This is a genomic window from Propylenella binzhouense, assembly GCF_009866965.1.
GTDB classification, from domain to species: domain Bacteria; phylum Pseudomonadota; class Alphaproteobacteria; order Rhizobiales; family Afifellaceae; genus Propylenella; species Propylenella binzhouense.
Window position 1 is genome coordinate 1 of sequence record NZ_SPKJ01000107.1, and the last position, 12,501, is coordinate 12,501.

10 protein-coding genes are annotated in these 12,501 nt (G+C 69.4%); 5 read left to right on the forward strand and 5 right to left on the reverse strand.

The window, feature by feature from the left end; genetic code table 11:
• Positions 1-164: 164 nt before the first annotated feature.
• Together lysA and E4O86_RS19795 are read left to right on the forward strand one after the other, a co-directional pair.
• Positions 165-1,427: a diaminopimelate decarboxylase gene (gene lysA / locus E4O86_RS19790; RefSeq protein ID WP_161142278.1), complete on the forward strand. Its 1,263-nt coding sequence runs from the start codon at positions 165-167 to the stop codon at positions 1,425-1,427.
• A gap of 88 nt (positions 1,428-1,515) precedes the next feature.
• The gene (locus E4O86_RS19795) at positions 1,516-4,128 is read left to right on the forward strand and encodes a TIGR02302 family protein (protein ID WP_161142279.1); all 2,613 of its coding nucleotides are present in this window, start codon (positions 1,516-1,518) and stop codon (positions 4,126-4,128) included.
• A 40-nt stretch (positions 4,129-4,168) separates the two neighbouring features.
• Here E4O86_RS19795 and E4O86_RS19800 read toward each other — a convergent pair whose 3' ends face one another.
• The 5 genes from E4O86_RS19800 to E4O86_RS19820 all read right to left on the reverse strand — a co-directional run bounded on the left by E4O86_RS19800 (position 4,169) and on the right by E4O86_RS19820 (position 8,414).
• Positions 4,169-4,594 carry a PaaI family thioesterase gene (locus tag E4O86_RS19800; protein ID WP_161142280.1) on the reverse strand — a complete coding sequence of 142 codons (426 nt, stop codon included), beginning with the start codon at positions 4,592-4,594 and terminating at the stop codon, positions 4,169-4,171.
• A 38-nt stretch (positions 4,595-4,632) separates the two neighbouring features.
• The gene (locus E4O86_RS19805) at positions 4,633-6,132 is read right to left on the reverse strand and encodes a tripartite tricarboxylate transporter permease (RefSeq protein WP_161142281.1); all 1,500 of its coding nucleotides are present in this window, start codon (positions 6,130-6,132) and stop codon (positions 4,633-4,635) included.
• A gap of 9 nt (positions 6,133-6,141) precedes the next feature.
• Entirely contained in the window at positions 6,142-6,585 is a 444-nt protein-coding gene (locus E4O86_RS19810) for a tripartite tricarboxylate transporter TctB family protein (RefSeq protein WP_161142282.1), read from the reverse strand.
• Between the two features lie 61 nt (positions 6,586-6,646).
• On the reverse strand, positions 6,647-7,633 hold the full coding sequence (locus tag E4O86_RS19815) for a Bug family tripartite tricarboxylate transporter substrate binding protein (RefSeq protein ID WP_161142283.1): 987 nt from the start codon (positions 7,631-7,633) through the stop codon (positions 6,647-6,649).
• 67 nt (positions 7,634-7,700) lie between these two features.
• The gene (locus E4O86_RS19820) at positions 7,701-8,414 is read right to left on the reverse strand and encodes a GntR family transcriptional regulator (RefSeq protein WP_161142284.1); all 714 of its coding nucleotides are present in this window, start codon (positions 8,412-8,414) and stop codon (positions 7,701-7,703) included.
• Between the two features lie 107 nt (positions 8,415-8,521).
• Between E4O86_RS19820 and E4O86_RS19825 the strand changes: the two genes are divergently transcribed.
• The 3 genes from E4O86_RS19825 to E4O86_RS19835 form a co-directional block, all read left to right on the forward strand.
• Positions 8,522-9,718 carry a CaiB/BaiF CoA transferase family protein gene (locus E4O86_RS19825; protein WP_161142285.1) on the forward strand — a complete coding sequence of 399 codons (1,197 nt, stop codon included), beginning with the start codon at positions 8,522-8,524 and terminating at the stop codon, positions 9,716-9,718.
• A gap of 57 nt (positions 9,719-9,775) precedes the next feature.
• Complete coding sequence (locus E4O86_RS19830) at positions 9,776-10,594, forward strand: enoyl-CoA hydratase/isomerase family protein (protein ID WP_161142286.1); 819 nt, start codon at positions 9,776-9,778, stop codon at positions 10,592-10,594.
• A gap of 154 nt (positions 10,595-10,748) precedes the next feature.
• Positions 10,749-12,501, forward strand: a 1,753-nt coding sequence (locus E4O86_RS19835; RefSeq protein WP_246206518.1) for a B12-binding domain-containing radical SAM protein, incomplete at its 3' end; no start/stop codon positions are given.

Consider the following 12,501-nt stretch of genomic DNA (forward strand, 5'->3'; position numbering starts at 1 on the left):
GCCGCCGCGGCGCACTGGAGCCGCCGCCGGGCACCGCCGCGGCCGACAACCCGCCCGGCTCGCCGCCGGGTTCGGGACCGGTCGGCCCGAACCAGGCGCCCGCCGTCACGCCGCAGCCGACCAGCTTCTTCCTCGACCCCCTGATCTGACCGGCTTCGACGCAAGTGCACCATTTCGCTCACCGGGACGGCGTCCTTCACGCCGAGGCGGTCGCCGTGCCGGCGATCGCGGACGCCGTCGGCACCCCGTTCTACTGCTATTCGACCGCGACCCTCGCCCGCCATTTCAGGGTCTTCGACGAAGCGTTCGCCGGCATCCCGCATCTCGTCTGCTACGCGCTCAAGGCGAATTCGAACCAGGCCGTCATCGCGACGCTCGCCCGGCTCGGCGCCGGCGCCGACGTCGTCTCCGAGGGCGAACTCAGGCGGGCGCTCGCCGCCGGCATCCCCGCCGGCCGGATCGTCTTCTCAGGCGTCGGCAAGACGGACCGCGAGCTCGCCTTCGGGCTCGAGGCGGGCATCCGCTGCTTCAACGTCGAATCCGAGCCCGAGCTCCTGCATCTTTCCCGGATCGCCGCGGCGCAGGGACGGACCGCTCCGGTGAGCCTGCGCATCAACCCCGACGTCGACGCGCTCACCCACGAGAAGATCTCGACCGGCCGCAAGGAGAACAAGTTCGGCATCCCCTTCGCGCGCGCCCGCTCCGTCTATGCCGAGGCCGCCCGCCTGCCGGGAATCCGCATCGTCGGAATCGACATGCATATCGGCAGCCAGATCACCGCGCTCGAGCCCTTCGACAACGCCTTCGCGCTGCTCGGCGAGCTCGTGATCGCGCTGCGCGCCGACGGCCACGCGATCGAGCATGTCGATCTCGGCGGCGGGCTCGGCATCCCCTACCGCGACGACCAGGCCGCGCCGCCGCTGCCGGCGGCCTATGCGGCGATCGTGCGGAAGCACATGAACGCCATCGGCTGCGAGGTCCTGTTCGAGCCGGGTCGCCTGATCGCGGGCAATGCCGGCATCCTCGTCACCCGCGTGATCTACGTGAAGGAGGGACAGGATCGCACGTTCGTCATCGTTGACGCGGCGATGAACGACCTGATCCGGCCGACGCTCTACGATGCCTATCACCGGGTCGGGCCGGTCCGCGAGACCGCGGCCGAGCCGATCACCTGCGACGTCGTCGGCCCGGTCTGCGAGACGGGCGACTTTCTCGCCCGCGCGATCAGGCTGCCCCGGCCCGAGGAGGGCGACCTCCTGGCGATCTATTCGGCGGGCGCCTACGGCGCCGTCCAGGCGGGCACCTACAACACGCGCCCGCTCGTACCCGAGACGCTCGTGAACGGACCGGAATTCGCGCTCGTCCGGCCGCGCCCGACCTACGAAGAATTGATCGGGCTCGACCGCCTCCCGCCCTGGCTCGGCTGAGCGCGGCGCGGACCGCCTTGATCTAGCCACAGCGGAGGTCTGTGCTACCTTTCGACAGAGGGCGCGCCCGACCCCTCGAAAGGAGCGCATGCCGCCTGTGCCGCCAGACCCCGCATCCGCCCGGCTCTCGGAGCTCGAGTTCGCCGTCTCGCGCGCGCGTGCGGCGCTCGCATGGGAAAGGCTGTGGCCGCTCCTCGTGCCGGTCCTGTCGGTCGCGGCGCTCTATGTCGCCCTGTCCTGGCTCGGCCTCTGGCGGCTGACCGGCGACTGGACCCGCATCGCGATCCTCGCCGGGCTCGGCCTCGCCTTCCTGGCGAGCCTCGTTCCGCTGCTGCGCTTTGCGGCGCCGACGCGGGAGGAGGCGCTGCGCCGGGTCGAGACGGTGTCCGGCATGCGCCACCGGCCGGCGAGCGGCCTCGACGACCGGCTTTCGCCGGTCTCCGACGACGGCCCCGCCCGCGTGCTCTGGGAAGCCCATCGGGCCCGGCTGCTCGCCGCCATCACCAATCCGCGCGCCGGGCTGCCGCGGCCGGAGATGGTGCGGCGGGACCCGAATGCGCTCCGCTTCGTGCTGCCGGTCCTCCTGGTGGTCGCGGCCGCGGTCGCCTGGGGCGAGTGGGGCTCGCGGCTGCGCGAGCCGTTCGCCCCCGTGACCGTCGCGGAGGCGGCGCCGCCGGCCCGGATCGATGCCTGGATCGACCCGCCGCCCTATACCCGCCAGCCGCCCGTCTTCCTGTCGCGCCGCGCTGCCGACGATACCGGCCCGGTCCGCGTCCCGGAGGGCAGCAAGCTCACCGTGCGGCTCGTCGCCGCCGGCGAGCCCGAGGTGATCCTGGAGGACGCGAACGGCGCGAACCGGCTCGCCGAGGCGGAAGGCGATCCCGCGCGGCGCGCGGTCCCGGCCTCCGCTCCGTCCGCCGCGCCGGCCGAGGGCGGGCGCATCCGCACCTATGCCGCCGTGCTCGGCACCGACGCCGTCGTCCGCGTCCGGCACGGCAAGGGCGAGACCGCCTACGCCATCGCCGTGATCGACGACCGCCCGCCGACCATCAGGCGGGGCGACATGGCGGAGAACCGGAGCGGCTCCTTCACGCTCGGCTTCAAGGTGCACGATGATTACGGCGTGAAGGACGGCAACGTCACGTTCCGCCGCGCGAGCGGGGTCGAAGGCGCCCATCCGCTGGTGGAGCCGCCGAGCGTGGCGCTCCGGATCGGCCGGGAACAGGACGGCGAGGCGGATGCCCGCGCCGATGTCCGCCTCGAGGACCATCCCTATGCCGGGCTCGACGTGTTGGCCGACGCCCTGGTGCGCGACGGCGCCGGCCAGGAAGGCCGGCCCGCCGACAACGGAGCCATGAAGCTGCCGGCTCGGCCGTTCTACAATCCGCTCGCGCGTGCGCTCGTCGAGCAGCGGCAGATCCTGGCGCTCGACGCGCGCGAGCAGGACCGGGTCGCCGACGCCCTCGACGCCCTCACGCTCGCGCCCGACGTCTTCACCAAGGATTTCGGCACCTATCTCGCGCTCCGCGTCGGCTACGACCGTCTCGTCGCCGCCTCCACGGACGACGAGCTCCGGGGCATGCTCGACTATCTCTGGCAGGTCGCGCTCGCCATCGAGAGCGGCGAGGCCGCCGATGCGCGGCAGCGGCTCGACGCCGCCCGCGACGCCCTCGAGCAGGCGCTCGAGCGTGGCGCCTCGGACGAGGAGATCGCCAGGCTGACGCAGGAGCTCCGGCAGGCGATGCAGGACTTCATGCGCAGCATGGCCGAGGAGATGGCCCGGCGCGGTCTCGACCAGATGCAGTCGCCGATCGATCCCGACACGCCGATGATCTCGCAGCAGGACCTCGACCGCATGCTCGACCGGATCGAGGATCTGGCGAAGCTCGGCGACCGCGAATCCGCGCAGCAGCTCCTCTCCCAGCTCCAGCAGATGCTCGACAACATGCAGATGGCCCAGCAGGGCCAGATGCAGCAGATGTCGCCGGAAGCCATGCAGATGCTCGACGAGCTCTCGAAGATGATGCAGGAGCAGCAGCGCCTGATGGACGAGACGTTCCGCATGGATCAGGGCCGGCAGCCCGGGCATCGGGGCCAACAGCAGCAGCAGGGCCAGGGGCAGCAGCGCCCGATGACGCCGGAGGAGATGGCCGAGCTGATGAAGCAGCTCCAGCAGGGCCAGGCGGACCTCCAGAAGCAGATGCAGGCGCTGCTCGACCGCATGCGGCGGGGGCAGCAGGCCCAGCAGGGTCAGGACGGCCAGGGCATGCAGCCTGGCGAGGGCGAAGGGGAAGGTCAGCGTGCGCTCGGGCGCGCCGGCCGCGCCATGGGAGACGCCGCGCGCCAGCTCGGCCAAGGCAGCACCGGCCCCGCCTATGGCAGCCAGGGCGAGGCGCTCGAGGCGATGCGCCAGGGCATGCAGGGCATGATGCAGCAGATGATGGGCAATAACGGCCAGCCGGGCCAGGAGGGCGGCCCCGGGCAGCAGTTCGGCCGCGGCATGCCGCGCGGCCGGACCGACCCGCTCGGCCGCCCGCAGCGCACCCAGGGCCCGGATTTCGGCGACAGCGTGGAAGTGCCTGACGAGATCGACGTCGAGCGTGCGCGGCGCATCCTGAACGCCATCCGCGAGCGCCTCGGCGAGCGTTTCCGGCCGGGCTTCGAGCTCGACTACCTGGAGCGGCTGCTCGGAACGCAGTGAGGCGGCGGCGGGCGGCCGTTCGAGATCCCGGCGGACGCGTTCAAACCTGCGGCATCTGCCAGGTCGCGGTCGCCATCGCGAGGAGCCTGCCCTCCGCGTCGGTCATGCGCGATTCCATCTGGCTGACGGTGCGGCCCTGGCGCAGGAAGCGGCCCTCGCAGCGGACGCGGCCCGGGCGCGCCGGGCGCATGTACTGCGTCTTCATCTCCAGCGTGATGCCGGCGCCGCCGGTCCGGTGCTTGATGAAATGGCCCATGGAGACGTCGAGCGCGAAGGCGATCACGCCGCCATGGAGGCTTCCCTGCGGATTGAACATGAAGTCCGCGACCTCGATCTCCACCACGCAGCTCTCCTCCGTGTAGGAGATCTCGAGCCCGAACAGGCGGGCGAGGAAGAAGGTCTCGAACTTCTGCTCGTAGCTGGCGAGCGCCCTCTCGAAGGCCGCGCGGGCCGCTTCCTCGTCCATCGGACCTCCCTTTCCGTCTCGGCGCACCCGCGCCTGCCTCAGTCCCTCGGCTGGGCGCGGCGCAGAAGCGGCGCGACCAGGAGCACCGCCGCCGTGATGCCGATGATCCAGAGCGAGGTCGGCCGCTCCAGGAAGATCATGAAGGAGCCGCGCGAGATGGTGAGCGTCTGGCGGAGCGCCTCCTCGGCGAGCTTGCCGAGGACGAGCGCGAGGACCAGCGCCGCCGGCGAGAAGCCGAACATCTTCATGAAGAAGCCGAAGATCCCGGCGACGAACATCAGCCAGGTCTCCACGATCGAGCCGTTCACGCTGTAGGTGCCGATCGTGCAGACGAGGATCACCGCGGGCGCGAGGATGCGGTAGGGCGTCTTCACCATCCAGACGAAGAGCGGGATGGCGAAGATGTTGAGCGCAAGCAGCGCGATGTTGCCGAGATACATGCTCGCGATGAGGCCCCAGGCGAATTCCGGGTTCTGCGACATGAGGAGCGGCCCCGGCCTGAGCCCCCAGAGCAGGAAGGCGGCGAGCAGGACCGCGGTGGAGGCCGAGCCGGGAATCCCGAGCGTGAGCAGCGGCACCATCGCGCCGGCGGAGGCCGCATTGTTGGCCGCTTCCGGCCCGACGAGCCCGGCCATCGCCCCTTTGCCGAACCGTTCCGGCTCGCGCGAGACGGACTTCTCGATCGAGTAGGACATCAGCGAGGCGATGGTGGCGCCGGCGCCGGGGATGACCCCGACGACGAAGCCGAGCAGCGAGCCGCGGACGAGCGTCATGCGCGTCTCGATGAAGTCGCGCGCCTCCGGCCAGAAGCGCCGCTCGCGGTGGTAGTCGACGATCGAGCCCGTGCGCGACAAATGGAGCCCCTGCCAGAGCGAGAAATAGAGCTCGCCGAGGCCGAAGAGGCCGATCGCGACGGGGATGAAGTCGATGCCGCCGATGAGCTCGGCCGAGCCGAAGGTGAAGCGCTGCTGGCCGGTCTCCAGGTCCACGCCGACCGTGCCGAGCGCGAAGCCGATCAGGGCCGAGATGACGCCGAGCCGCCAGTTTCCGCCCACCATGACGACGAGGAGCAGCATGCCCATCATCGCCAGCAGGAAATATTCCGGCGGGCCGAAATTGCGGGCGAGCAGCGCGAAGAGCGGCGCGAGCAGCGTGATGAGGACGACGCCGACCGTGCCGCCCACGAAGGAGGCGACGGCCTGCATCACGAGCGCCGGCCCGGCGCGGCCCTGGCGGGCGAGCGGATAGCCGTCGAACGTGCTCGCGACCGTCGCCGATTCGCCCGGCGTGTTGAGCAGGATCGAGGTGATCGTCCCGCCATACATGGACGCGTAGTAGATCGCCGCCAGCATGACGACGGCGCCGACCGGATCCATGCCGAAGGTGACGGGCAAAAGGATCGCGAGCCCGGCCGACGGGCCGAAGCCCGGAATGATGCCGACGATCATCCCGATCATGGCCCCGGCGAGCAGGTAGAGCACGTTCATCGGCGTCAGCGCGATCGAAAGGCCCATCCAGAGATTGGCGAAGAGATCCATTCGGGAGCCTCAGACGGGCAAGGGGAGCATGCCCTGCGGAATGCCGGCGTTCAGCCAGAACTCGAAGAGCACGTAGATGCCGATCGGCAGCAGGAAGGCGACGGCGAGATTCTGGAGCACGCGCCCCGGATTGAGCATGAAGAGCGCGGCCAGCATGAAGACGATCATCGCGACGAGCCCGCCGAGGACGTTGAGGAGCGCGACGAAGAGCCCGGAGAGGAGCGCCGTCCTGACCGCGACGCCCCAGAGTCCCCGCTCCTGCGCCTCCGTTCCGCCCGACCGCCACTCGACGGCGAGCGCGTAGAGGCAGGAGGCGATCAGTCCGAGGCCGATGACGCGCGGGAAGAAGCCGGGACCGAGCCGGCCCGTCGAGGACAGGAAGCTCAGCTCGAAGGCGAAATAGGTGTAGCCCAGCGCGAGCGCCAGGATGGCGAGGATGAAGACCCGCTTCATGAAGGCTCCGTCCGGGCATGCGCCCCGCGGCGCCGGGCCGCGGGGCAATGGCGAAGGCCGGTTACTTGATGGCGCCCTGCTCGCGCAGGATCTCGGCGAACCTGTCCTGCGTCGTCTTCAGGAAGGTGCGGAAGTCCTCGCCGTAGCGGATGTTCTCGGTGAGGATCTGCTTCTCGAGATAGTCCTTCCATTCCGGCGTCTCGACGACCTTCTTGATGGTCTCGATCCACCAGTCCTGCGCCTCCTTCGGGACGTCCGGCGGCAGGATGAGCCCGCGCGGCAGCGACACGCCGATCTCGTAGCCGGCCTCCTTCAGCGTCGGCACGTCGCCGAGCGCGGGCGGGGTGGTCTCCCCGCTATAGGCGAGCGGGCGCATGTCCTTCGATTCGATGAGGCCGAGCACCTCGCCCGGATTGGCCATGATGGCGTCGAGCGAATTGGACAGGAGCGCGGTGTTGAGCTCGCCGGCGGCATTGAACGAGACGTAGTCGAAATCGAAGCCGGCCTGCTTCGACAGGATCTTCGGGATGATGAAGTCGACATTCACGGCGCCGATCCCGCCGATCGTGGGCGGCTTCTTCTTCGCCGCCTCGATGAACTGCTGGACCGTCTCGATCTCCGAATCGCCCTTCACGAGCAGCACGAGATCGTCGCTCGCCAGGAGCGCGATCGGCGTGAAGTCGGTCGGCTTCCACGGCGTGTCGGCCTGGAGCGGCGTCGTGACGAAGCTGCCGCTCGTCGACGAGATCTGGTAGGGATCGCCCTTCTTCCCGAAGACATAGCCCCAGCCGACGGCGCCGCTGCCGCCCGCGCGGTTCTCCGCAACGATGTTCTCCGGGTAGAGCTTGTGCTTCTGCAGGATGTCGATCAGCGTGCGGGACATGATGTCGTTGCCGCCGCCGGGCCCGAACGCGATCGTCCATTCGAGCCGCTTGCTCGGATAGTCCTGCGCGTCCGCCGGACCGGCGGAGGCGACGGGCAGCGCCAGCGCCGCGGCGAGCGCCCCGGCGGCCAGCGCGGATTTCAGCATCGATGACACTCGATTCATGGTTCTCCTCCCTTTCCCGGATCCTTCGTGATCCCGACGCAGCCCGGTTCTCCGGGTCCTGCTTGCTTCAGGCGACCGCCGCGCCCGTGGCCTCCTCGTCCTGTCCGCCGAGCGTCGCCTGCCAGCGCCGCCTGCCCCCGAAATGGTGGTCCTCCGCCACGCGCCGCGCGAGATCCGGATCGCCGGAGGCGATCGCCTCCACCATGCGGCGGTGCTCCTCGTTCGATTCGCGCATGGAGGCGACCGGCTGAAGCGAGCGCTGCCGGCAGAGATGCGCCTCCTTCAGCAGCGATTCGTAGATCTGCACGGCGCGCTTGTGCCCCGCGAAGGCGAGCACCGTATCGTGGAAACGGAGGTTGAGCCGGTAGTAGCGCGACGGGTCGGCCGCCGCCACGGCCTCCTCCATCTCGGCGACGAGGCCCCGAAGCGCCTCGATCTGGTCGGTCCGGGCCGACCGGGCCAGGCGCGCGCAGGCGAAGCCGAACACGACGGCGCGCATGTCGTAGAGCTCGGCCGCCTCCTCGACGCCGATCCGCCGGACGAACATGCCCTGATTGGCCACCAGCGTCACGAGCCCCGCGCTTTCCAGCGCACGGGCCGCTTCCCGGATCGGGCCGCGGCTGACGCCGAGCTTGGCCGCGAGCTTCTGCTCGTTGAGCCGCTCGCCGCTCGCCAGCTCGCCGCTCAGGATCATCCGCTCCAGTTCGCAGAGCACGATGCCGGAGAGCGACTGCGACCTGCGCAGCTGGATGGCGTCGGTGACACTCGGGGTGCTGGTCATCGCGCGGATAGTTCCGGGAACCGGTCGTCCTGTCAACAGATCGCTAACTGTTGACAGCGGGCGCGCGGGCGACCAAGGTCCCCGGAAAAAGCCCAGGGAGAGACACGATGCCCTTCGAGCCGGCCTCCGCCGCGCTGTCCCGCTTCACCGTGCTCGACCTCACGCGCGTCCGATCCGGCCCGACCTGCGTCCGTCAGCTCGCCGACTGGGGCGCGAACGTCGTCAAGATCGAGATGCCGGCGGCGATGCAGGGCAGCGACACGATGGGCGGGGCGCGCCACGGCCCGGACTTCCAGAACCTGCACCGGAACAAGCGGAGTCTCTCGCTCGACCTGAAGGCGCCCGCCGGGCGCGATGTCCTGATCCGCCTGGCCGGGAAGGCCGACGTGATCGTCGAGAACTTCCGGCCGGACGTGAAGGGCCGGCTCGGCATCGATTACGAGACGCTTTCGGCGGTCAATCCCGGGCTCGTCTATGCGAGCATATCGGGCTTCGGCCAGGACGGTCCCTATGCCGGGCGGCCCGGATTCGACCAGATCGCGCAGGGCATGGGCGGGCTGATGTCGATCACCGGCAAGCCGGGCGAGGGCCCGATGCGGGTCGGCATCCCGATCGCCGACCTCACGTCGGGACTCTACACCGCCTTCGGCATCCTCGCCGCGCTGCTCGAGCGCGAACAATCCGGCCGCGGCCAGTGGGTCACGTGCTCGCTGCTCCAGGCGCAGATCGCGATGCTCGACTTCCAGGCCACGCGCTGGCTCATGGAGGGCGAGGTTCCGAAGCAGGCCGGCAACAACCATCCGACCTCGATCCCGACGGGCGTCTTCTCCACCGCGGACGGCCATATCAACCTCGCCGTCACGGGCCACACGATGTGGGTGCGATTCTGCAAGGCGCTCGGCGCCGAGGAGATGCTCGCCGATCCTCATTACGAGACCGCCGACAAGCGCTCCGCGAACCGCGACAGGCTCAATGCGGAGATCGACCGCCAGCTCTCCGGCCGGACGAGCGCGGAGTGGATCGACCTCTTCACCGAGGCGGGCGTGCCCTGCGGGCCGATCTATTCGATCGACCAGGTATTCGCGGATCCGCAGGTCCGCCATCTCGGCATCGCGCAGTCGGTCGCGTCGCCCGCGCTCGGCCGCGAGATCACGCTGGTCGGCCAGCCGATCGGGCTCAGCCGCACCGGGACGACGATCGCCGTGCCGCCCCCCGAGATCGGCGAGCAGACGGACGAGATCCTCGGCGAATTCGGCTTCGGGGCCGACGAGATCAGGGCATTGCACGCCGACGGCGTCGTCTGAGATGCTCCGCACGCCCGATCGCGGCCGGCCGGGCGGAAAAGACAGGGAACAAGGGCCATGACAAGCACCGATACGGACCAGGGCGCCCCGGCGGCCACCACCGAAGACCTCCTCTACGAGGTGAAGGACGGCATCGCGAAGGTGACCTTCAACCGGCCGCAGGCGCGCAACGCCATGACCTTCGCCATGTACGAGCGGCTGAAGGCGATCTGTGCGGACGCGAACGACGACCATACGATCAAGGCGATCGTCATCACCGGCGCCGGCGAGGACGCCTTCGCGGCCGGCACCGACATTTCGCAGTTCCGCGCCTTCAAGACGGCCGACGACGCGCTCGCCTACGAATCGCGGATCAACGGCGTGCTGGCCGAGCTCGAGGGCTGCCGCGTGCCGACGATCGCGGCGATCTCCGGCGCCTGCACGGGCGGCGGCGCGGGCATCGCCTCCTCCTGCGATCTCCGGATCGCCGCCAGGAACGCGCGCTTCGGGTTCCCGATCGCGCGCACGCTCGGCAACTGCCTCTCGATGGCGAACTATGCCCGGCTCTATTCCCTGATCGGCCCGGCGCGGACCAAGGAGATCATCTTCACGGCGCGGCTCGTCGGCGCGGAGGAGGCGAGGAGCATCGGCCTCGTCTCCGAGGTGCTCGACGACCATGCGGCGCTCATGGCGCGCGCGCAGGAGCTCGCCGAGACGGTGGCCCGGCACGCCCCGCTCACGCTGCAGGCGACGAAGCAGGCGCTGCTGCGGCTCCGGAGCCAGATGGCGGCCGTGGAAGGGCACGACCTCATCGTCATGTGCTATACGAGCGAGGATTTCCGCGAAGGCATGGACGCCTTCCTCAACAAGCGGAAGCCCGCCTGGAAAGGCCGCTGAGTCTACGTTCGGGCCGCAGGCACAGGCCCCGAACAGTTCCGAGCGTCCGCGCGCGGAACAACTCCGCTTGATTTGATTGTGGTCCGGATCGATCGCGGCTAGACTGGGATTTTCGTTGAATGCGAGAGGCGGGATGGCCCTCCCGGGAGAAACCATGCCGGTTTTTCATCTGCTTCTCGTCAAGCCGACGCATTACGACGACGAAGGCTATCCGCTCCAATGGCGATATTCGACGATACCGTCGAATGCTCTCGCCTGCCTGAACGGGATCGCGGAGGATTGCAGACGGCGCGGCGTGCTGGGCGATGTCGACATCCGAATTCTGCCGATCGACGAAACCAACCGCCGGGTCCGGACCGCCGCTCTCATCCGGACGATCCGGAAGAGCGGCGGACGCGGCATGCTCGGCCTCGTCGGTGTCCAGTCCAACCAGTTCGATCGCGCGGTGGATATCGCGCGTCCGTTCCTGGCGGCCGGGATACCGGTCTGCATGGGCGGGTTCCACGTGGCCGGCTCGCTCGAGATGCTGGACGCGATTCCGCCCGAGATCGCGGCGGCGCGCGACATGGGCATCAGCTTCTTCGTGGGCGAAGCGGAGGGCGGACGGCTCGACGAGGTGCTGCGCGACGCCTGGGCCGGCAAGCTTAAGCCCTTCTATGACTACCGCGACCGGATGCCGGACCTGCAGGGCGCTCCCGTTCCCGTGCTCGGCCGCGAGCAGGTGAACCGGACCTTCGGCAATTATTCGAGCTTCGACATCGGCCGCGGCTGCCCGTTCCTGTGCTCGTTCTGCACGATCATCAACGTGCAGGGCCGCGTCAGCCGGTTCCGATCCGCCGACGACCTCGAGGCGATCGTCCGCGCCAACCGCGCGATCGGCGTCGACCGCTTCTTCGTGTCCGACGACAACCTCGCGCGCAACCGGAACTGGGAGCCGTGCTTCGACCGGCTGATCGAACTCGCCGAGCGCGAGGGACTGAAGGTCCGGCTGCAGATCCAGGTCGACACCCGCTGCCACAAGATTCCGGGCTTCATCGAGAAGGCCGCCAGGGCCGGCGTCGACCAGGTGTTCGTCGGGATGGAGAACATCAATCCCGACAACCTGGCCGCCGTCCGCAAGACCCAGAACCGGATCGCCGAATTCCGCGAGATGTTCCTGACGTGGAAGAAACATGCCGTGCTGATCACGGCCGGCTACATCCTCGGGTTTCCGAACGACACCCGCGAGTCCATCCTGCACGACATCGAGATCATCAAGCGCGAGCTGCCGATCGACCTGATCTATTTCACCAACCTGACGCCGCTGCCGGGCAGCGAGGATCACCAGAGGATGGTGCGCGCGGGCGAGTGGATGGACGGCGATCTCAACAAATACGACCTCAACCACCGCGTCACGCACCATCCGCGCATGTCGGACGCGGAGTGGGACGAGGTCTATGCGGAGGCCTGGCACCGCTTCTATTCGTGGGAGCACATGGAGACGATCCTGAAGCGCATGCGGGCGCTGCGGTCGAACAAGAAGCTCACGACGCTGAACCGTCTCCTGTGGTTCCGGGACTTCCACCGACTGTACGGCTGCCATCCGCTCGAAGGCGGCTATCTCCGCATCAAGACGCGCCGGGACCGCCGCCACGGACTGCCGCTCGAGAGCCCGCTCGTGTTCTACCCGCGCTTCCTGCTGGGCGAAGCGCGGAACCTGTCTTTGATGGCCGCCGACTATCTGCGCGCGCGGCGCATTCTCCGGCGGGTCTGGCGCGATCCCCGCCGGTTCGAGTACCGGGACGTCGCGATCACGCCGCCCGGAGCCGACGAGCAGAGCCTCGGACTCTATTCCGAGACCCGCGCCGCGGCGCCACGGCGCGCGCGGCACGCGGCGCCGGCCGCGCCCGTGCTCCAGCCGCAGCCGG